Origin of the sequence: Cellulosimicrobium sp. MI9406 (assembly GCF_040595865.1) — a bacterium.
GTDB classification, from domain to species: domain Bacteria; phylum Actinomycetota; class Actinomycetes; order Actinomycetales; family Cellulomonadaceae; genus Cellulosimicrobium; species Cellulosimicrobium funkei.
Window position 1 is genome coordinate 65,716 of sequence record NZ_JALIZI010000002.1, and the last position, 21,238, is coordinate 86,953.

Annotated in this window: 17 protein-coding genes and 1 pseudogene; 2 read left to right on the plus strand and 16 right to left on the minus strand. The window is 72.6% G+C overall.

Going from position 1 to position 21,238, the window contains the following annotated elements; genetic code table 11:
• Positions 1-39: 39 nt before the first annotated feature.
• The 13 genes from MT994_RS03440 to MT994_RS03500 form a co-directional block, all read right to left on the minus strand.
• On the minus strand, positions 40-1,929 hold the full coding sequence (locus tag MT994_RS03440) for an ABC transporter ATP-binding protein (RefSeq protein WP_354805132.1): 1,890 nt from the start codon (positions 1,927-1,929) through the stop codon (positions 40-42).
• Complete coding sequence (locus tag MT994_RS03445) at positions 1,926-3,833, minus strand: ABC transporter ATP-binding protein (RefSeq protein WP_354805470.1); 1,908 nt, start codon at positions 3,831-3,833, stop codon at positions 1,926-1,928. Before MT994_RS03445 ends, MT994_RS03440 begins: the two co-directional genes overlap by 4 nt.
• 251 nt (positions 3,834-4,084) lie before the next feature.
• Positions 4,085-4,855: an imidazole glycerol phosphate synthase subunit HisF gene (hisF, locus tag MT994_RS03450; protein WP_043651192.1), complete on the minus strand. Its 771-nt coding sequence runs from the start codon at positions 4,853-4,855 to the stop codon at positions 4,085-4,087.
• Positions 4,852-5,910 carry an FKBP-type peptidyl-prolyl cis-trans isomerase gene (locus MT994_RS03455; protein WP_354805133.1) on the minus strand — a complete coding sequence of 353 codons (1,059 nt, stop codon included), beginning with the start codon at positions 5,908-5,910 and terminating at the stop codon, positions 4,852-4,854. The genes hisF and MT994_RS03455 overlap by 4 nt, the downstream gene beginning before the upstream one ends.
• 13 nt (positions 5,911-5,923) lie before the next feature.
• Entirely contained in the window at positions 5,924-7,285 is a 1,362-nt protein-coding gene (gene pafA, locus MT994_RS03460) for a Pup--protein ligase (protein WP_021479769.1), read from the minus strand.
• A 6-nt stretch (positions 7,286-7,291) separates the two neighbouring features.
• Complete coding sequence (gene prcA / locus MT994_RS03465; RefSeq protein WP_354805135.1) at positions 7,292-8,068, minus strand: proteasome subunit alpha; 777 nt, start codon at positions 8,066-8,068, stop codon at positions 7,292-7,294.
• Positions 8,065-8,988 (minus strand): proteasome subunit beta, encoded by a 924-nt coding sequence (gene prcB / locus MT994_RS03470; protein WP_021479767.1) that lies wholly within the window; start codon positions 8,986-8,988, stop codon positions 8,065-8,067. Before prcB ends, prcA begins: the two co-directional genes overlap by 4 nt.
• Positions 8,989-9,007: 19 nt before the next feature.
• A complete protein-coding gene (locus MT994_RS03475) occupies positions 9,008-9,208 on the minus strand; it encodes a ubiquitin-like protein Pup (protein ID WP_021479766.1) in 201 nt (66 codons plus the stop codon).
• Positions 9,209-9,358: 150 nt separating this feature from the next.
• The gene (gene dop / locus MT994_RS03480; RefSeq protein WP_354805472.1) at positions 9,359-10,996 is read right to left on the minus strand and encodes a depupylase/deamidase Dop; all 1,638 of its coding nucleotides are present in this window, start codon (positions 10,994-10,996) and stop codon (positions 9,359-9,361) included.
• Positions 10,997-11,082: 86 nt separating this feature from the next.
• Entirely contained in the window at positions 11,083-12,741 is a 1,659-nt protein-coding gene (gene arc, locus MT994_RS03485; RefSeq protein WP_021479740.1) for a proteasome ATPase, read from the minus strand.
• Positions 12,742-12,921: 180 nt separating this feature from the next.
• Complete coding sequence (locus MT994_RS03490) at positions 12,922-13,953, minus strand: tRNA (adenine-N1)-methyltransferase (RefSeq protein ID WP_228485415.1); 1,032 nt, start codon at positions 13,951-13,953, stop codon at positions 12,922-12,924.
• A 206-nt stretch (positions 13,954-14,159) separates the two neighbouring features.
• A complete protein-coding gene (locus tag MT994_RS03495) occupies positions 14,160-15,338 on the minus strand; it encodes a site-2 protease family protein (protein WP_354805136.1) in 1,179 nt (392 codons plus the stop codon).
• 71 nt (positions 15,339-15,409) lie between these two features.
• The gene (locus MT994_RS03500; RefSeq protein ID WP_354805138.1) at positions 15,410-16,066 is read right to left on the minus strand and encodes an HAD family phosphatase; all 657 of its coding nucleotides are present in this window, start codon (positions 16,064-16,066) and stop codon (positions 15,410-15,412) included.
• A gap of 271 nt (positions 16,067-16,337) precedes the next feature.
• On the opposite strand from MT994_RS03500, the gene MT994_RS03505 reads away from it, so the two are divergent.
• Together MT994_RS03505 and MT994_RS03510 are read left to right on the plus strand one after the other, a co-directional pair.
• A complete protein-coding gene (locus MT994_RS03505; protein ID WP_354805139.1) occupies positions 16,338-17,582 on the plus strand; it encodes a site-specific integrase in 1,245 nt (414 codons plus the stop codon).
• A gap of 805 nt (positions 17,583-18,387) precedes the next feature.
• Positions 18,388-18,810: a DUF6188 family protein gene (locus MT994_RS03510; RefSeq protein ID WP_354805140.1), complete on the plus strand. Its 423-nt coding sequence runs from the start codon at positions 18,388-18,390 to the stop codon at positions 18,808-18,810.
• Between the two features lie 88 nt (positions 18,811-18,898).
• Here the strand turns inward: MT994_RS03510 and MT994_RS03515 are convergent.
• From MT994_RS03515 to MT994_RS03525, 3 genes and pseudogenes are all read right to left on the minus strand, one after another.
• Positions 18,899-19,433, minus strand: a pseudogene (locus MT994_RS03515) (IS5 family transposase); the annotation flags it as partial.
• A gap of 237 nt (positions 19,434-19,670) precedes the next feature.
• A complete protein-coding gene (locus MT994_RS03520) occupies positions 19,671-20,033 on the minus strand; it encodes a hypothetical protein (protein WP_257419480.1) in 363 nt (120 codons plus the stop codon).
• A 23-nt stretch (positions 20,034-20,056) separates the two neighbouring features.
• Entirely contained in the window at positions 20,057-20,980 is a 924-nt protein-coding gene (locus tag MT994_RS03525; RefSeq protein WP_354805142.1) for a hypothetical protein, read from the minus strand.
• Positions 20,981-21,238 lie beyond the last annotated feature (258 nt).

The following is a 21,238-nucleotide window of genomic DNA, read 5'->3' on the forward strand; positions in this document are numbered from 1 at the left end:
GCCCCACCCGGCGTGACGTCGGTCGCCCGACCGGGCAGGTCAGCGGGTCTGGGAGACCCAGGCGTCGTGCATGCGGGCGTAGACCCCGCCCGCGCGGGCGAGGTCGTCGTGGTGGCCCACCTCCACGACGTGCCCGGCGTCGACGACGACGACGAGGTCGGCCGCCTCGGCCGTGGAGAGGCGGTGCGCGATCGTCAGCGTCGACCGGCCCGAGGTGAGCGACGCGAGCGCCCGTGCGATCCGGACCTCGGTCGCCGGGTCGACGGCGGACGTCGCCTCGTCCAGCACGAGCAGGTCCGCCTCGGCCAGGTAGGCCCGGACGAGCGCGACGAGCTGCCGCTCGCCCGCGGAGAGGGACTCGCCCCGCTGGCCGACCGAGGAGTCGAGCCCGTCCGGCAGGTCCGCGACCCAGTCGGTGAGGCCGAGCCGCTCGACCGCCGCCTCGATCCGGGCGCGACGCGCGGCAGCCGGCTCCTCCTCGGCGGTGCCGCGGAGCCCGTAGGCGACGTTGTCGGCGAGCGTCCCGTCGAACAGGAAGCCCTCCTGGGGCACGAGCACGACCCGCTCGCGCAGGGACGCCACGGACACGTCGCGCAGGTCCGTGCCGTCCAGGAGCACGCGCCCGCCCGTCGGGTCCATGAGCCGCGTGACGAGCTTCGCGATCGTCGTCTTGCCCGAGCCGGTCGCGCCGACGACGGCGACCGAGGCACGCGCCGGGAGGTCGAGGTCGACGCCGTGCAGCACCTCGGGCCCGTCGGGGTAGGCGAACCGGACGTCCTCGAGGCGCACGTGGGCGGGGCCGCGCGGGCTGCGCACGCCGTCGGGGCCCTTGTCGACGACCTCGACCGGCGTCTCCAGGACCGCGAGGACGCGGCGCCAGCCCGCCACGGCGTTCTGCAGCTCGTTGAGGATCTCCGTCGCCATCTGCACGGGGCCGGTGAAGAGCTGGACGAGGAACAGGAAGGCGAGGAGCTGGCCCACCGAGATGTCGCCCGCCACGCCGAGCAGCGACCCGACGACCACGACGACCGCGAGCACGAGGTTCGCCACGAGCACGCCGCTGGAGAACACGACGGCGACGAGCTTCTGCGCCCGGACCATCGCGCGCCGCGTCGCGTCGACCGCGGCGTCGACACGACGGGCCGTCCGGGCCCCGGCGCCGTACGCGCGGATCGTCTCCGCGCCGACGACGGACTCCGAGATCGCGCCGAGCATCGCGCCGACCCGCGCGCGGACCTGGGTGTACGCGTCGTTGACCCGCGCCTGCGCGGGGCGCAGGACGAGGAACAGCGGCACGAAGCACGCCCACACCACGAGCGTGAGCTGCCACGAGTACACCGCCATGAGCGCCGTCGCGACGCCGATCTGCAGCACCGAGACGAGCAGCATGATCCCGCCCCACTGCACGAACAGCGAGATCGTGTCGACGTCGCTCGTGACGCGCGAGACGAGCGACCCGCGCCGCTCGGAGTTCTGGGTGAGCACCGACAGGTCGTGCACGTGCCGGAACGCGCGTACGCGCAGCGCGGCGAGGCCGGCCTCGGTCGACCGGAACAGGCGCACGTTGACGAGGGCCGAGCACAGCCCGGCGACGACGAGGATCACGGCGGCGACGCCCACGAGCACCGCGACGCGCGTCGTGTCCGGACCGCCGTCGGCGAGCACGCCCGTGTCGATGGTCTGCTGCACGGTCACGGGCACGACGACCCGGCCCAGCGCCGCGGCGACGGCGAGGCCGAGGGTCACCCAGATGCCGGCGAGGATCTGCGGCGACACCTGCACGCCGCGACGCAGCGTCGCGAGGACGCCCAGGGAGCTCGCCGAGGCGATGCGCGCGTCGCCGGTGCGGACGTCCGCGCCGCCGTCGACGGCGGGGCCCCCGCCCCGGCGGGGCGACCGCCCGGGTCGTTCGGTCGTGGTCCGGGTCATTCCTCCAGCGCCCCCGTCTCGACGTGCCGCACGACGTCGTCCTCCTCCGTCTCCTCCTGGCGCGCGAGGTCGTCGTCCCGGCGACTGTCGCGGACCTGGTCGTCCTCGCCCGCCTCGCGCACGGAGTCGTCCGTCGCGTCGGCGCGCTCGTTCTCCCGGCGCTCCGCCTCGCGCGCGTACGCGGTCGCGAGCTCGCGGTACCCGGGATCGCGGGCGAGCAGCTCGTCGTGCGTCCCGACGTCCACCACCCGCCCGGACTCCACGTGCACGACGACGTCCGCGAGCGCAACGCTCGACATGCGGTAGGCGACCATGACGACCGTCGGGCGGTCGTCGCCGCCCCGCGCGACGCCCGCGAGGATCTCCTGCTCGACCCGCGGGTCGACGGCCGACGTCGCGTCGTCGAGGACGAGCAGGCGCGGACGCCGGACGAGCGCGCGCGCGATCGCGAGACGCTGGCGCTGGCCGCCGGACAGGTTGGCCCCCCGCTCCCCGAGCGGGGCGTCGAGGCCCTCCGGGAGCCGCTCGACGACGTCGTCCACGCGCGCGAGCCGCAGGGCCGCCCAGACCTCCGCGTCGTCCGGGCCGGGATCGCCGTCGCCGACGAGCGTGACGTTCGCGCGCACGGTGTCCTCGAACACGAACGCCTGCTGCGCGACGAGGGCGACCTGCGTCGTGAGGTCCGCCTCGCGCACGTCGCGCGCGTCCGTGCCGTCGAGGAGCACGCGCCCGCGCGACGGGTCCGAGAGCCGCGCGAGGAGCGAGACGAGCGTCGTCTTGCCGGCGCCCGTCGGACCCACGACGGCGACCGTCGTCCCCGGCGCCACGGTGAGGTCCACGCCGTCGAGCAGCGTGAGCTCGCGGCCGCCCGCCCGGACGTCGACACCGACGCCCTCGAGCCGCACGCCCAGCCCGGCGCCCGTCCCGCTCAGGGTCGTCGTCCCGGGACGCAGCACGCCCCCGGCGTCGACGACGCGGCTGATGCGCTCGTACCCGACGAGCGCGCGCGGGAGCTCGCCGAGGACCCAGCCGAACGCGCGGACCGGCACGGCCATCACGGTCAGGAGGTACGCGGCGGTGATGATGTCGCCGGGCGCGACGTCGCCCGCGGTGAGGCGCACGGTCCCGACGCCCAGCACGAGGAGCGTGCCGAGCGACGGCAGGAGCTCGATGACGGGGTCGAAGAACGCCCGCACGACGCCGACCCGCACGTTCGCGGCGCGCAGCTCGTCGGTGCGCTCGGCGAAGCGGCGCTCCTCGCGGTCCGCGGTGCCGAGCGACGTGACGAGGAGCGCGGCCTCGAAGCTCTCGTGCGCGACGTCGGACACCTCGGCGCGCAGCTGCTGCGCCCGCGTGATGGCGGGCGACATGTAGCGCTGGAACACGATGTTCACGGCGACGGCGACCGGGATGACCACGAGCGCCGCGCACGCGAGCCAGACGTCCACCCGGAAGAGCATCACGGCGGCGACGCCGATCATGACGACGACGCCCAGCGCGAACGGCAGCGGGTTGAAGACGCCCGTCGCGGCCTCGACGTCGGAGTTCGCGTTCGACAGGAGCTGCCCGGCCGGGTGCGAGCGGTGCCACGACATCGGCAGGCGCAGGTACTGGCGGGTCACCGCGGTGCGGTGGCGTGCCTGCAGCGCGGCGTACCCGTTGCCCGCGAAGATGCGCCGCGCGGCGACGCTCACCGCGAGCGAGAGCGCGATCCCGGCGAGCACGAGGCCCGCGACCCAGATGCGGCCGCGCGCAGCCTCATCGCCCGCGAGCGCGGGCACCACGACCTCGTCGGTGACCCGGCCGACCGCGCCGCTCACGGCGACGGTCAGCGCGCCGAAGAGCGCGGACGAGCCGATCGCCAGCACGTACGTGCGCGGCTCGTCGCGGATGCCGCGCCCCATGAGCGCGAGCGAGCGGCGGACGCGGGAGCCGGTGAGCGCGTGCGGTCGGCGCACCGACGGCTCGGCGGGGAGCCGGTCGCGGGGGCGGTCGTGCCGGGCGGCGGTGGCCGGCGGGTCGGTCGGGGCGGGCGGGGCGTCGGCGCCGGTGGGGCGCGTCCTGCTGCCGGGCACGGGACGGTCCTCGTCTTTCGTTCAGGGGTGGCCCGATCCTCTCACGGGCTCCCGACACCGCCGCCGGGCGTCCGCGCCGGTCAGCGCACCTGCACGCCCTCGGCCCGCATCGCGTCCTTCACCTGACCGACGGTGAGGGCGCCGAAGTGGAAGACGCTCGCGGCGAGCACCGCGTCCGCCCCGGCGCGCGCCGCCGCCACGAAGTGCTCGGGCGTGCCCGCCCCGCCGCTCGCGATCAGCGGCACGCGCACCTCGGAGCGCACCGCGGCGAGCATCTCGAGGTCGAACCCGGCGGTCGTGCCGTCCGCGTCCATCGAGTTGAGCAGGATCTCGCCCGCGCCCAGCCCCGCTGCGCGCGACGCCCACTCCACGGCGTCGATCCCCGTGCCGCGACGCCCGCCGTGGGTCGTCACCTCGTAGCCGGACTCCGTCCGCACGTCGCCGGTCGTGCGGCGCGCGTCCACCGAGAGCACGAGCACCTGGCTGCCGAAACGGTCCGCGATCTCCGCGATGAGCTCCGGGCGGGCGATCGCCGCCGTGTTCACGCCGACCTTGTCCGCGCCCGCGCGCAGGAGACGGTCCACGTCGTCCGCCGAGCGGACCCCGCCACCGACGGTGAGCGGCACGAAGACCTGCTCGGCGGTCCGCCGCACGACGTCGTACGTCGTCTCCCGGTTGCCGGACGACGCCGAGACGTCGAGGAACGTCAGCTCGTCGGCGCCCTCGGTGTCGTAGCGCGCGGCGAGCTCGACGGGGTCGCCCGCGTCGCGCAGGTTCTCGAAGTTCACGCCCTTGACGACGCGCCCCGCGTCGACGTCGAGGCAAGGGATCACGCGGATCGCGACGGTCATGGGGAGTCTCCTCGGTCGGCCGGCGCTCCGCCGGTCGTGTCGGTGCCGGCCGTGCCGGTAGTGTCGGTGCCGGCTGTGTCGTCGGCCGTGCCGGTGTCGCCCGCGCTCTCCTCGGTCACGGGGAACTGGGCGTCGAGGATGTCGACGACGTAGACGAGCGTCTCGCCGGCCAGCGGGTTGGCGGTGGCGCCGTAGGCGAGGTCGGGCGGCACGACGAGCAGCACCTGGCTCCCTACCGACTGCTCGAGGAGCCCCTGCTCCCACCCCTCGATGACCTCGCCGATGCCGATCATCACCGACAGGGGCGCCGCGCCGTCCGTCCACGTCGAGTCGAAGACCTCGCCGTCGGACCAGCGCACGCCCGAGTACCGGACGGTGACCACCTGACCGACCTCGACCTGGCGCCCGTCGCCGCGGACGAGCGGCTGCACCACGAGGCCCGCTGGCGCCGCGGTCTCCGACGGGACGGTCACGCTCGGTGCGCCCTGCTCGTCGAGCGTCACCGTGGGCAGGCCCTCGACCGGCTCCACCGGCTCCCCGGACGCGCGCGTCGGCAGGACGTCGACGACCAGGGCGACGGGAACGCCGTCGTCCACCTCGAGGCGCAGCAGGCGCGCCCCCACGCGCTGCCCCCGCAGGAGGTCGCGCAGCTCGCGGCCGACGGACTCGTCGGTCAGCGTGCGCCAGCGCGGCGCGTCCGTGTACGTGTTCTGCAGGACGGTGCCGTCGCGCAGGTCCTCCGCGTAGAGGTTGAGCAGCAGCGGGCCGCCGTCGACGAGCTCCGCCCCGGCGCCCGGCCACACCACCTCCGACCGCGCGTCCGGCACGTCGAGCGGCGCGCGGTACTCCAGCGCGGGCGGGGCGCCGGACGACCCGGCGACCGTGAGGTCGGTGTTGAGCGGCGTCTCCGTCGCGTCCTCCGGCTCCGTGCACGCACCGAGCACGAGCGCCGCGAGGAGCGCCACGAGCAGCACGAGCGCGGCCCGGGACGCGGGCGCACGACGAGCGCGCCGGACGCCCGGAGGGCGCCCGGCCGCGAGGGCCAGGTTCGTCACATCACGTCCTGCATCACATCGACTCGATGAGGCGCTCCACGCGCTCGTCGACGTTCCGGAACGGGTCCTTGCACAGCACGGTGCGCTGCGCCTGGTCGTTGAGCTTGAGGTGCACCCAGTCCACCGTGTAGTCGCGGCGGGCCTCCTGCGCGGCGCGCACGAAGTCGCCGCGCAGCTTGGCGCGCGTGGTCTGCGGCGGCACGGCCGTCGACTCGAACACCTCGAGGTCTGTGGTGACCCGCTCGACCATGCCGCGCGCCGCGAGCAGGTTGTACAGCCCCTCGGTGCGCGAGATGTCGTGGTAGGCGAGGTCGAGGCGCGCGATCCGCGGGTCGTCGAGCTCGAGACCGTGCTTGGCCTGGTAGCGCTGGATCAGGCGGTACTTGATGACCCAGTCCAGCTCGCGGTCGACGAGCGAGAGGTCGCCCGTCTCGAGGGCGCGCAGCCCGCGCTCCCACAGGTCGAGCACCTGCTTGACGACGGGCGTCGGCGCGACGTCCTGCTCGACGAACTCGCGCACGCGCTGGAGGTACTCGCCCTGGAGGTCGATCGCGGTGACCGTCCGGCCGCTCGCGAGCTGGACGGGCTGCTTGCCCGTCATGTCGTGGCTGATCTCGCGGATCGACCGGATGGGGTTCTCGAGCGCCAGGTCCCGCATGGGGACCCCTGCCTCGACCATGCGCAGGATGAGGTCGGTCGAGCCGACCTTGAGCATGGTCGTCGTCTCCGCCATCGAGGAGTCGCCGACGATGACGTGCAGGCGCCGGTAGCTCTCGGCGTCGGCGTGCGGCTCGTCGCGCGTGTTGATGATCGGGCGCGACCTGGTCGTCGCGCTCGACACCGCCTCCCAGATGTGGTCGGCGCGCTGGGACAGGCAGTACACGGCGCCGCGCGGCGTCGCGAGGACCTTGCCGGCGCCCGTGAGCACCTGGCGCGTGATGAGGAACGGCACGAGGACGTCCGAGAGGCGCGCGAAGTCGCCCTGGCGTCGCACGAGGTAGTTCTCGTGGCAGCCGTACGAGTTGCCCGCCGAGTCCGTGTTGTTCTTGAACAGGTGGATCCGGCCGGGCAGTCCCTCGTGCTCGAGCCGCTGCTGCGCGTCCGCGACGAGGCCCTCGAGGATCCGCTCGCCGCCGCGGTCGTACGCGACGAGCTGACGGACGTCGTCGCACTCCGCCGTCGCGTACTCGGGGTGCGAGCCGACGTCCAGGTACAGCCGCGAGCCGTTGCGCAGGAACACGTTCGACGAGCGGCCCCAGGCGACCACCTTGCGGAACAGGTACCGCGCGACCTCGTCCGCCGAGAGCCCGCGCCCGTCGTCGGACGCGCACGTCACGCCGTACTCGGTCTCCAGCCCGAAGATCCTGCGGTCCATGCGGCGCTACCCCTCGTCCGTCGGGCCGGTGCCCGTCGTTTCCTCGGGCGCGCCCTCGGCGGTCCCGTCGGTGGTGGTCGCCGCGTCGTCGTCCGCGAGGAGGCCCTCGAGGACGGAGCCCGTGAGACGGCGGAACGCGCGTCGGGGCCGGGTGCGGTCCAGGACGGCCACCTCGAGCTGCGCGGCCGGGATGGTGCGGGTGTCGTCCCCCTCGCCGCCGGACGCGAGCGCGTGCACCGCCAGGCGCAGCACCTCGGCGAGCCCGAGACCGGGCCGCCACGCGTCCTGGAGCACGCGACCGAGCTGGTCGGCCTGGCCGCCCATGACGACCACGCCCTGCTCGTCGGCGACGGAGCCGTCGTAGGAGATGCGGTAGAGCTGGTCCTGCTCCGCCGTGCGACCGACCTCCGCGACGACGAGCTCGACCTCGAGCGGCTTCGACTCCGTGGTGAACACCGTGCCGAGCGTCTGGGCGTACGCGTTCGCGAGACCGCGCGCGTTGACGTCCGTGCGGTCGTAGGAGTAGCCGCGCAGGTCCGCGTACCGCACCCCGGCGACGCGCAGGTTCTCGAACTCGTTGTACTTGCCCACCGCGGCGAACGCGATGCGGTCGTAGATCTCCGAGATCTTGTGCAGGGCCCGCGACGGGTTCTCCGTCGCGAACGCGATGCCGTCCTCGTAGGCGAGGACCACGACGGACCGGCCGCGCGCGATGCCCTTGCGCGCGAAGTCCGCCCGGTCCTTCATCAGCTGCTCGGGCGAGACGTAGAAAGGCATGTTCACGCGTCGTCACCTCCGGTCGGGCCGTCCTGCGGGCGGTCGTGCGGGACGGCCTCGGCGTTGGTCACCGGGGGACGCCCGCGCTCCACGCCCGCCCCGGAGCGCTCCGCCACGATCTGCTCGACGACCGCCGCGAGCTCGTCGTCCGGCACGCGCTCGTAGCCGTCGGCCGTGACGACCGCGACCACCGGCCAGATGCGGCGGACCGGGTCCGGGCCGCCGGTGGCCGAGTCGTCGTCCGCCGCGTCGTAGAGCGCCTCGACCGCGACGCGCACGGAGGCCGCCCGGTCGAGACCGGTGCGCCACAGCTTCTTCAGGGAGCCGCGCGCGAAGACCGAGCCCGATCCCACCGAGTGGTACGCCCGCTCCTCGTACCGCCCGCCCGTGACGTCGTACGAGAAGATCCGGCCGGCACCGCGGTCGAGGTCGAACCCGGCGAAGAGCGGCACGACCGCGAGGCCCTGCATGGCGAGGCCGAGGTTCTGCCGGATCATCGTCGACAGGCGGTTCGCCTTGCCGTCGAGCGAGAGCAGCGCGCCCTCGATCTTCTCGTAGTGCTCGAGCTCGAGCTGGAACAGGCGCACGAGCTCGACGGCGATCCCCGCCGTCCCGGCGATGCCCACGGCCGAGTACTCGTCGGCCGGGAAGACCTTCTCGATCTCCCGGTTCGCGATCATCGAGCCCATCGTCGCGCGGCGGTCCCCCGCCATCACGACGCCCGCGCCCACGCCCTCGGCGCCGAACGTCAGCGCCACGATTGTCGTGGCGTGCGGAGCGTCGGGCACCGTGCCGGTCGCCGCGTGCCCGGCCGCGCGGTGCGACGGCAGCAGGTCGGGGGCGTGCCCCGACAGGAAGTCCAGGAAGGACGACGACCCAGGGGTCGTGAACGCGTCGGGCAGGCGCCCGGGCTGGTCCGTGCTCATCGGGTTGCCGTCACCCTTCCTACTCGCCGCCCTTCTGCACGAAGCCCCGGACGAAGGACTCCGCGTTCGTCTCCAGGACCTCGTCGATCTCCTCGAGGAGCGCGTCCACCTCGGCGTCGCGCGACTGCGCCTGCGGCGCGACCGGGGTCGCCGGGGCCTCGGGCTCGTCGTCGGGACGCCGGTCCTCGTGCGACGCGTGCGTGCGTTCGGTACCCGCCATGGCTGCCTCCTCGTCCGTCGGCCGGCCTCGCGCCGACGCTCTGTCCGTTCCAACCCCGTCCGGGCTCGCGCCCTTCCCGGCCCTGCTCGCACGCGGCGCCCCTCCCACGGAGGGCGGGCGCCGTCGTGCGTCCAGCCTAGTCGCCGCCGGTCACGACGGGCCTGCCAGACCCGCCAGCAGCGCGGCGGCGTCCGGGCTCGCGTCGAGCAGCGCCCCGATGTGGGCGCGCGTCCCGCGCAGCGGGTCCATCATCGGGACGCGCTGGAGCGACGGCGCGCCCGGCACGTCGAAGATCACCGAGTCCCAGCTCGCCGCGGAGACCTCGTCGCCGTAGCGCGCCATGACCTCGCCGCGGAAGAACGCGCGCGTGTCCTCGGGCGCGTGGTGCACCGCCGCGCCGACCTCGCGCTCGGTGACCACGCGGTCCACGGCGTCGGCGGCGAGGAGGCGGTGGTAGATGCCGCGCTCGGGCCGCACGTCGGACCACTGGAGGTCCATCGCCGCGAGGCGCGAGTGGCCCCAGTCGAGGCCGTCGCGCTCGCGCAGGCGGTCGAGGAGCCGGAGCTTCGCGACCCACTCGACGTCGCGCCCGCACGCGTCGCGGTCGGTCGCCAGGCGGTCGAGCACCGAGCGCCACCGCGCGAGCACGTCGCGCGTCGGGGCGTCGACCCCGTCCGGTCCCGCGAGGCGCTCCGCCGCGTCGGCGGCGACCTCCAGGTACTCGCGCTGGACCTCGAGCGCCGTCAGCTCGCGCCCGTCGGCGAGGGCGAGGCGACGCGTCAGCTCGAGGTCACGGCTCACGCGCTGGACGTCCGCGACCGGGTCCGCGAGGCGCAGCCCGGCCAGGCGGGCGCGCACGTCCGGGCCGAGCTTCTCCAGGTGCTCGACGACGAAGAGCACGAGCGACGTCGTGCCCGTCTTCAGGTAGGTCGCGGTCTCGAACATGTTCGCGTCGCCGATGATGAGGTGCAGCCGGCGCCAGCGCTGCCGGTCCGCGTGCGGCTCGTCGCGCGTGTTGACGATGGGGCGACGCAGCGTCGTCTCCAGCCCGACCTCCGCCTCGACGTAGTCGGCGCGCTGGGAGATCTGGAACCCGTGCTCCTCCCCCGCCGGGCCGAGCCCCACGCGCCCCGAGCCGGCGAACACCTGCCGGGTCACGAGGAACGGCGTGAGCATCTCCACGAGGACTCCGAACGGCACCTCGCGGTCGACGAGGAAGTTCTCGTGGGTGCCGTAGCTCGCGCCCTTGCCGTCGACGTTGTTCTTGTAGAGCACGACGCCGCCGCCCGGCACCTGGGCCAGCTCGCGCGACGCGGCGAGCATGACCCGCTCCCCCGCGACGTCCCAGCACACGACGTCGTGCGGCACCGTGACCTCGGGCGAGGAGTACTCGGGGTGCGCGTGGTCGACGTAGAGCCGGGCGCCGTTGGTGAGGATGACGTTCGCCGCGCTCGGGTCGTCGTACTCCTCCGTCGTCGGTCGCGCGACCTCCTGGAGGGAGGCCCCGGCGGCACCGCCCTCGCCGGCCCGGTCGACCGGCCCCGACGGCGCGGGGCGCGACGGGTCGTCCGTGAGGAGGGACGGGTGCGCCGACGCGCGCGGCACGTGGAACCCCCGCGCGTCCTGCAGCGGGTCCTCGTCGTCGTAGTCCCAGCGCGCCCGGCCCCGGGCGCCGTCGCTGCGCGCGGCGAGCGCTCGGTACGTGGTGACGACCTGGCTCGACATGAGCATCGGGTTCGCCATCGGCTTCCCCGGCTGCAGGACGCCGTACTCCGTCTCGATCCCCATGACCCGTCGTACGCTCACGCGCTCACCCTATGTCCGCCCTCCGACGCCGCGCTGCGCCGTCCACGGGGCGGAGCGACCGCGCCCCGCTACAGGTACTGGCCGGTGTTGGTGACCGTGTCGATGGTGCGCGGCGAGCCGCCCTCGCCCTTCTTCTGGACGATCGTGCGGATGAAGACGATGCGCTCGCCCTTCTTCCCGCTGATGCGCGCCCAGTCGTCGGGGTTGGTGGTGTTCGGCAGGTCCTCGTTCTCCTTGAACTCGTCGACGCACGCGGCGAGCAGGTGGTCGACGCGGATGCCGCGCTGCCCCGTGGCGAGGAGGTCCTTGATCGCCGACTTCTTCGCGCGGTCCACGACGTTCTGGATCATCGCGCCCGAGTTGAAGTCCTTGAAGTACAGGATCTCCTTGTCGCCGCTGGCGTAGGTGACCTCGAGGAACTGGTTCTCCTCCTCCTCGGAGTACATGCGCTCCACGACCGAGCGGATCATCGCGTCGAGGGCCTCGCGCTGGTTGCCGCCGTGCTCGGCGAGGTCGGCCGCGTGGATCGGCAGGTCCTCCGTGAGGTACTTGGCGAAGATCTCCTTGGCGCCCTCGGCGTCGGGCCGCTCGATCTTGATCTTCACGTCGAGGCGCCCGGGCCGCAGGATCGCGGGGTCGATCATGTCCTCGCGGTTCGACGCCCCGATGACGATGACGTTGTCCAGCCGCTCGACGCCGTCGATCTCGGCGAGGAGCTGGGGCACGATCGTCGTCTCGACGTCGGACGACAGACCGGTGCCGCGCGTGCGGAACAGCGACTCCATCTCGTCGAAGAAAACGACGACGGGCGTCCCCTGCGACGCCTTCTCCCGAGCGCGGGCGAAGATCAGCCGGATGTGCCGCTCGGTCTCGCCCACGTACTTGTTGAGCAGCTCGGGGCCCTTGACGTTGAGGAAGTAGCTGCGCGCCGCGCCCGAGCCGTCCTCCACCTGCTCGCCGCGCGCCCGCGCGACGGTGTGCGCGAGCGAGTTGGCGACGGCCTTGGCGATGAGCGTCTTGCCGCACCCGGGCGGCCCGTACAGCAGGACGCCCTTGGGCGGGTGCAGGCCGTGCTCGCGGAACAGGTCGGGGTGCGTGAACGGCAGCTCGACGGCGTCGCGGATCTGCTCGATCTGCGGGCCGAGACCGCCGATGTCCTCGTACTCGATGTCCGGGACCTCTTCGAGGACGAGCTCCTCGACCTCGGACTTCGGGATGACCTCGAACACGAAGCCGCTGCGCGTGTCGATGGTGAGCGAGTCGCCGACGCGGAGCGTCGTGCGCGCGACCGACCCGGCGAGCCGCACGACCCGCTCCTCGTCGGCCCGGCCGACGACGAGCACGCGGTCGGCGTCGAGGATCTCCTTGACCGTGACGATCTCGCCCGTGCGCTCGTAGCCGCCCGCGGCGACGACGGTCATCGCCTCGTTGAGCTTGACCTCCTGGCCCGGGCGCAGGCGCTGGACGTCGAGGCTGGGGCTCGCGCCGACGTGCATCTTGCGCCCGGCGGCGGACACGTCGACCGACCCGTCCGGGTGCGCGGCGAGGAACACCGCGTACGTGCCCGGGGGCTTGGCGAGGTCGTCGATCTGCCGCTTGAGGTCGAGGATCTGGTCCCGGGCCGCGCGCAGCGCCTCGGCGAGCCTCTCGTTCTTCGCGGACAGCAGCGCGAGCTCGCGCGCGCCGTCCTGCGGGGCCTGGTCGCTACGGCCGAATGTCTCGCTCATCGGGTGTCCCTCTCGCCGCCGGCTCGCCCGACCACGGGTGGACGGCGGACGACGGGCCTCGCGAGGCGCCCGTGCCGACCATCGTCCGGCGGTCGGGTGTAGACCTTAGGCACAAGTCTCGCCCGTGCACACGGACGACACCCAGGGTGAGACGGCGGCGCCCCGATCGTTACCGGACCGTCACGCGCCCGACACGTCGGGGGCCCCGCCGGCCTCGTCCGCGCCCTGCTGCACGCCGTGCTCCGCGCCACGGTCCGTGCTCTGCTCGGCGCCCGGACCGGTCGTCTGCTCGGGGCCCTGGCCGACGTCGCGCCGCACGCGCCGGATCTTCTTCTCGGAGACCGGGCGCTCGCCCAGCTCCTCGGGCGACCACTGCTCCGCGTCGGTCGGGTACGCGCCCTTGGCCGGGCGGCGCTTGCGCTCGGGCGGCGCGACGCCGTCCGCGAGGCGCCGTGCGGTGAGCAGGAACCCGGTGTGCCCGATCATGCGGTGCTGCGGCCGCACGGCGAGGCCCTCGAGGTGCCAGCCGCGCACCATCGACTCCCACGCGACGGGCTCCGCGTAGCGGCCGTCGGCCCGCAGGTCCTCAGCGAGGCGCGAGAGCTGGGTCGTCGTGGCGACGTAGCACACGAGGACGCCGCCGGGCACGAGCGCCCGCGCGACGACGTCGAGGTTCTCCCAGGGCGCGAGCATGTCGAGCACGACACGGTCGACCGTGCCGTCCTCGGCGACGGTCGGGAGCACGTCGGCGAGGTCGCCCACGGACAGCGTCCAGGCCGGGTGCTCTCCGCCGAAGAACGTCTCGACGTTGCCGCGGGCGATCGCGGCGAAGTCCTCGCGCCGCTCGATCGAGTGCAGCTCGCCCGCGTCGCCGACGGCGCGCAGCAGCGACATCGTCAGTGCGCCCGACCCGACGCCCGCCTCGACGACGCGCGCGCCCGGGAAGATGTCCGCCATCGCGACGATCTGGCCGGCGTCCTTCGGGTAGACGACCGCCGCGCCGCGGGGCATCGAGAGCACGTAGTCCGCGAGGAGCGGGCGCATCGCGAGGTACTCGATCTCGGCGGTGTTGCGCACGACGCTGCCCTCGGGGCGGCCGATGAGGTCGTCGTGCCGCAGGTAGCCCTTGTGCGTGTGGAACGTCGCGCCCGGCGCGAGCGTGATGGTGTGCAGGCGACCGCGCGGGTCCGTGAGCTGGACCTTGTCCCCCACGCGGAGCGGGCCGCGGCGCTCGTCCGCGCCCGTCGCACCGGGGCGGTCGGACGCGCCGTGCGCGGGGGCGGCTGCGCCGTCCCCACCGGGCTGCGGGGTCGGGTGGCCGGGCGTGGTGGCGGGCTCGGAGGTCACGGGCGACCATCCTACGGGCCGCCCGCCCGGCGCCCGACGCCGGTCGGTCGCGCGCGCGGACGACGCGCCGGTCACCGTCCGCGTCGGGCGTCCCGCAGCGCCGCGACGACCCGGGCGACCTCGAGCGCGCCGACGACACGGCCGCCGTCGGTCACGACGACGACCGCCGCGTCCCGCCCGACGCGCGAGAGCTCGGCGAGCATGTCCTGCCCCGCACTGTGGGCGTCGATCGTCGCGGCCCCGGGCAGGGGCACGGCGACGGCGCCGACCGGGGTCGTCTCCGCGGCGTCGGGCGGCACGGCCGCAGCGGCGGCGGGATCCACGTACCCGAGGGGCCTGCCTGCGCCGTCCACCAGGACGGCCACCACGTGCGGACCGCCCGCGAGGGCCACCGAGCGCCCGACCGCGCCGACCGTCGCCGTGGACGGCACGGCGACCGCGGGGCGCGCGAGGCTGCGGACGGTGAGCCCGGACACCGCCTCGCGGGTGCGCCCGACGGTGATGGCCTGCCCCGCACCGCTCCACAGGAACGCCCCGATGAGCGCCGCCCAGGCGACGGTCCACAGGTCCGGCCGTCCGCCGTAGGTCAGCGGCCAGATGAGCGCCCACGCGACGACCCCGACGGCGACCGCGCGCCCGACCCATCCCGCTGCGACCGTGCCCTTCGTCCGCGACCCGGTCGCGGCCCACACGGCGGACTCGAGGATCTGGCCGCCGTCGAGCGGGAGGCCGGGCAGGAGGTTGAAGAAGCCGACGAACGCGTTGGAGAACGCGGCCGCGTACAGCAGGAGGGCGGGCACGGAGAAGGTCGGCTGCGCCTGGAACGTCACCCAGAACACGACCGCGAGCGCCAGGTTGGTCAGCGGGCCGACGACCGAGATGAGGAAGCCGTCGAGCGGGCGCGCCGACGTCCCGGAGTACGCCGTGTGGCCGCCCCAGAGCGTCACCGCGAGCTCGGTCACGTGCTGGCCCCGGGCGCGCGCGACGAGCGCGTGCGCGACCTCGTGCAGGAAGACGGACGCGAACAGCAGCAGCACGAACGCGAAAGACACGAGGTAGATCTCGGGGCCGAGGTGCGGGGCGAGCCGCTGCACCGTCGGCGCGAACAGGACCGTGAGGATCGCCGCGGCGAGGAACCACGACGGCGTGAGGATCACCGGTGCGCCGACGACGCGGCCGATCACCCAGCCCTTCGTGCGCGGGCCTGGCGGTGCGGGCGTGCGGGGTGCTCGAGGTTCGGGTCCGTCCACCCTGAGAGCCTATGCGCTCGGCGGGTCCGTCCCGACGGCCCGCGCACCGTCGGGCAGGCCGTCCGGGCGCCTCAGGCGGCGTCGTCCTCCATGAGGTCGACGACGTCGCCCGCGACGAGCCGCGACAGGAGCGCGACGTCGACGAGCTCGAGCGACGGCGTCCGGCTCAGGCCCGGTGCCGGGAGCACCGGGACCACGGCCTCGACGCCCAGCGTCGCGGCCCCCGCGGCGCGGGCCGAGGCGATCCCCGCGGGCGAGTCCTCGATCGCGACGCAGCGCGTGACGTCGACGCCCAGGCGCTGCGCGGCGAGGAGGTAGGGCTCCGGGTCGGGCTTGCCGCGCTCGACCTCGTCGCCGCAGACCAGCACCTGGAACGCGTCCGGCGGCGCCATCTCGGCGACGGGCTGGGCGAGCTCGCGGTAGGACATCGTGACGAGCGCGCACGGCACGCCAGCCTCGCGCAGCGCCGTGAGGAGCTCGCGCGCGCCGGGCTGCCACGGCACCTCGACGCGCACCTGCTCGATCACGCGCCCGATGAGGAACGCGACGACCTCGTCCACCGGTAGGTCGACGCCGCCGCGCTCGCGCAGGATGCGCGCCGACTCGCGCAGCGGGTTCCCGACGAGCGACATCGCGTCCTCGTGCGTCCACGTGCCGCCGTGCGCGGCGACGAGCTCGTGCTCCGCCGCGATCCAGTAGGGCTCGGTGTCGACGAGCGTCCCGTCCATGTCCCACAAAGTTGCCTCAGGCAACGGTAGGCCGCCAGAGAACCCGATAGAGCGCTGACCTGCGGAAATACCGTCAGTACGAGAGGACAAGAGTGATCTCCATCAGTGGTCATGCAACGAACCGTGCAACGACCGACCCTAGCCGCATTGAGGCGCATAGAGCGACGAGAGGTGCGCCCCCACGGCACCCCGCACATCTACGGGACATGAACCCCTCACCATCCCGGCCACCCCTCCCGAGTCCCCCCGCCATCACCCAGGGGGGTCTGGCATGACCCGCCGAAGCAAGGGCGACGGCTCCATCAGCTCGTACCGCCTCGCCAACGGCCAGCTCCGCTGGCGCTGTCAGTGGTACGAGCCGAAGGACCCCATGAACCCCCACCTCGGGAAGCGCCTCGTCGGCAAGGGTGGCTTCGCGTCTCAGGCTGAGGCCCGCATTGCGCTCCTCAAGCACTTGGTGCTCGTCTCCGACGGCAGGACGACGACCGCGCAGAGCCGTACGACCTTCGATTCCTACGCCCGTCGGTGGCTTGCCGGCTACCACTTCCCGTCGCCCAACACCCGCGTCTACGTCCAACGGGTCATCAACGCCGTGCAGCCACACATCGGCAACCTCCAGATGGCGCAGGTCCTCCCCTCCGACCTCGCGGCGTGCTACCGCGCGCTGGAGAACGGCACGGGCCGCAAGGCGACCACCAAGTACACGGCCGGCAAGCTCGCGCCCTCCACGGTCGCCCGATACAGCGGCTGGCTCGTGACCATCTTCGGAGCCGCAATCGACGACGGCCTGATCACACGCAACCCGGCGTCGAACCGGCGTTCGGGGCGACCTCGCGGCCCGCAGGCACGTCGCGTTAAGCCCTTCGCCGTCTGGAACATGGACCAGATGATGTCGTTCTGCGACTGGGCGGTCCGAACGGACCAGCAGTGGGCGCGCGCCTGGTGGATCCTCGCGCTCACCGGACTGCGCTCGGGCGAGCTCCTCGGCCTTGAGTGGCAAGACGTCAACCTCACGACGGGCAGCCTCACCGTCAAGCAGGCACTGCGGTACAACGAATCCCTACCCAACGGACAACGCACAGAGATCGGGCCGACCAAGCACGGCCGCCTCCGAACGGTCCAACTCGAGCCCACAGCGCGGAAGCACTTCGCCCTCCTCATGCGGCAACGGGACACCACCTCGACACTGATCGGCAGTCGGCGCCACAACCTCGTCTTCCCGCCTCGCAGCGGCCGCTCACCCAGCCAGTCCGCACTGCTCTCCGCATTCAAACGCGCCCAGGCGGGTTACCGAACCGCGCACCCCAACATCCCACTACCGGACCTCACCGTCCACGACCTGCGGCACACCCACGCTTCACTGCTCCTCGCGGCAGGAGTCGACATCAAGATCATCCAGGAGCGCCTCGGACACTCCAGCGCCTCGATCACCCTGAGCACCTACGCGCACCTCATGCCCGACGCGCACCAAGGAGCCGCAGATCGACTCCAGAACCTCCTCGCCGGAGGCAACTAACCTCACACCTCGACCCGCCAGCTTCTCGCTTCCGATTCGACGTTGAGTGGGAAACGCGCCCCGGGGGTTCACGCCTTCTCCGGAAGCTGTGAAAAAGGCCTCTGAAATGCGGAAACGCGGCGCAGGGGCCGTTCTCGCGTGTCCACGCGGGGCGCCTTTCGTGTGCCCACCGACATCGATCCCTCCCCAGGCAGCCTTCTGACCTTGTCGCTTGCAACAACAACGCTGGCGTCCGGAGGGAACCTCGCGGGCACACACGCGCACGATCCCATCGGTCAGGTTAGGAGAACGCGGCGACGACCGTGAACTTCACGCCAACCCTCCGGCGGGCTGGGCGCTCGGCCAACTCGCCCGGACACGATTGGACGCGCGCCATCCATCCACCTGCGGCTCCAACCCACACGTCTTTGAGACGCGTGCACCGATTTCGGCAGCGCGCCGAACTTGTACCTTGTGCCCCCTGGCGGTAGATTCGTTCCGTCGGATCGCACCATGCGGCCGCGGGGATGGCGACTCGCATGTCCTCACGCATGGTCGCGATCAGCCATAGTCCACGGAGTCTCCGCTCGACCACTCCCACCGACCTGGCCCGTCGCAATCGGGTGAACCGTACGCTCAGCGCAGTGTCGGCAGTTCATTGCACGCTGTGCCGTCATGGTGATTGCACGCGTGCCGTCGTGGTTGTGGGGCGGCCGTCCGAAGGAGTTCTTGAGCCGTTCGAGGCTGCGGGCCACCCCTGCGGACGGTGGCCTGAAGTTGCGCACTGATGAGGACTACTTCCGGGTGAGCCCCAATTTGGTGGAGCATGCGATTCTGGTCGACATGCAGGGGCGACCTGGGCCGGGCTCTGGCGTTACTCTCGCAGTTCGCGATCGCGGTCAACGGCGTCCGGCTCTCGTTCTGGGGTGAAGACGCCGCCTCGGTCCGCCACGAGGTCCACGTCGAACAGTCAGTCGTTCGCGTGGTCTCCGGTGCTGGAGATCAAGTCGCGGCGTATGAGTGGACCGACCCGCAGGTCTCCACGGCCCTGCTCGCGTGCCTCGGTCGGCCTGTGCTTGACCTCGGTGTGTCTTGGGGCAGTCTCACCCTGCGCTTCTCCACCGAGATCGGGTTCAGAGTCGACCCCGACGACGAGTACGAGGCCTGGCAGATCAGTTCCGACGACGGGCTCCGCATCGTCTGTGCTCCGGGTGGTGAGGTGTCGACTTGGCACCCGCGCGAGCGCTGAGCACAGGTCACGACGTGCGCAGCCAGGCCACGATCGCGGCAAGTACCTCGCCCCTCGGTAGATCACGGCGTGCTTGTCGTAGCGCCCGTCCGTCGTGCGACTGTCCGGGCATGACCTCGACGGCGAGCTGACGTCCACGTCCTTCGACCGCGTGGTGGATCTTGCTTGTCAGCACACCACTAGACCGGGCGATGTCTTGGCCTGCGGGTTCGTTGTGGACGGCGTCCTCGCGACGCCTCTTGTGATTCGAGGTCGCCCCCTGTGTCTTGCTCCGGGCGCCTGGTGTTCGTCGCGTGCAGGTGAACTCGGTTGATCGTCGAGTCCACGGACACAATCCAGTCGATCTCACGTGCCGCGTCTGCTTCAGCCATGAGTGCGGCCAGGACGCGGTCCCAGGTGCCGTCGTCGGCGAACGTCTTGTGTCGCTTCCACACCGTCTGCCACGGCCCGAAGACTTCCCGCGGCAAGCCACGCCACGGGATCCCGGTCCGGTACCGATCGGCGATGCCCTCGACCACCGTGCGGTGGTCACCGAACGGGCGCCCCACCTTGCCCGCGTTCGACGGCAGCAACGGATCAACCCGCTCCCACTGCTCGTAAGTCAACACCTGAAACCGACTCACGACCGCGAGTCTGCCGTGAGCCTCACGCCAGAGTTGGGAGACGCGCCCTAGTCGACGAGTGTCACGTTGATCGCTCGCGCCTTGCGTCGAAAAGCGCGCCATTCCGCCAGTTGCAACCTTCAACAGGCCGTCCGTTGATTTCATGCCGCACCGATGTGCGGCAGCGGGCGGCGTGGGCCCGTGGACACAGAACGGCCCTCGCCCGGCAGGGCGAGGACCGGTCTGTGGGTGCCGGGCTCAGCCCGGCAGGGAGGTCTGCGCGTTCTCGGCGGGCTCGACGCTCTGGCGCCAGGACTGACGCAGGCGGCTCTGGTTGAAGAACACCGTCCACACCCGGGACCAGTACCCGGCCCCTGCGAGGAGCGGGTGGTCGTCCCACGCAAGCCCGCCGCCCAGGATGAGGCCGGCGAACACCGCCACGGCGAGGACGGCGAGGACGCCACCGGGGGCATGAAGCTCCCACACAGCCGTGGCCACTCCTGTGAGGAGCACAACGACCGCGGCCGTGAACTGCAGAAGTGACCCGCGGCGGGGCGGAGCCCCGAAGGCTAGAAGCAGGCCCACGCTCGCCCCGAACAGTGCTGCTGCGATGTACGCCATGACGTCCTACTCCTCAGTTCCTGCTACTTGCAGTCGTTGTCCTTGTACCGGAACACCAGCGGCGGCGGCGTCGCGGTGATCGCGATGCACGCGTTGTTGGTGTTCGCGATCGCGGCCTGGGAGAAGATGTACCCGCCGTACACCCCGCAGATGACCGCCAGGTTCGGCGCCATCTTAGCCAGCGCTCCGCACATGGCAGCGGCGCCACCAGCGACGGCGAGCTGCCGCGTCTCGGAGCGGTTGAACTTCGCTGACCAGGCCCCGGCGTACCACTTCCACTTCGGGTCAGCCACGACAGGGTAGGCCGTCTGGCTGGTGGGCTCGATGACCTGGACGAGCGCGTCGCCGTCGATCTCGTAGTGGGAGGCGACCTCGGCGCCGGAGGCGTCGCGGGCCCAGGCGTCCTCGAGCACGGCCGCGGTGAAGGTGCCGTCGCCGGCGTCGGTGACCACGGCGATGCCGCCGTCCGCAGTGTCCACGATCTGGGCGCCGTCGCCGAAGGTGTAGGTGAACTCGTGCGGCCCGGAGGCGTCCGGGGTGATGGTCTGGACGCGGACCGAGCCGTCGTGCAGGGCCTGGACGGCAGCGTCGGCGCCGCCGTCGGTCGCCTGGTAGACGACCGTGCCGTCAGAGGCGACCTTGCCGTCGGCGACGGCGATCTCCTCGGGCAGGTTGACCTGGATGCCCTCCGAGCCGGTGCCGAGGGTGATCGGCTGGTTCGGGTCGAGCGAGATGACGGCGGCGGTGTCCTGCGCCTGGGTGGTGACAGCGCCGTTCTGCAGCGCCCCGGCGACGACCTGGCCCTGGTCGGGCGCGACGTCGGCGATGAGCTGGGCGGTGGACTCGGTGGGATCCTCGGCGGCGATCGCGCCGGTGAGGCCGGTGCCGACCAGTGCTGCGGTGAGGATCCCCGCGGTGACCGGACGGGCGTACGTGCGTGTTCTCAACTCGTGCTCCCTGCGTTCATGAGTTGCCCCCTTGGCGAACTCGTGACCGAGGCTGGCAGAGGGGTTGATGGAATGCTCGCAGTAACCGCCGTTCGTGACTCAAGTCACAGGGTGAGTTCACGTTCAACCACTTCCGCAGGTCAAGCATTCGCGACACCCCCGCCCACGCCAGCCCGCTTCGGACGCCCGTGCCGCAGGGCGGAGCGCGCCCCAGGTCCCTCTCAGCCGTCGCGCCTTCGACACTCTGCCGCGCTGCTT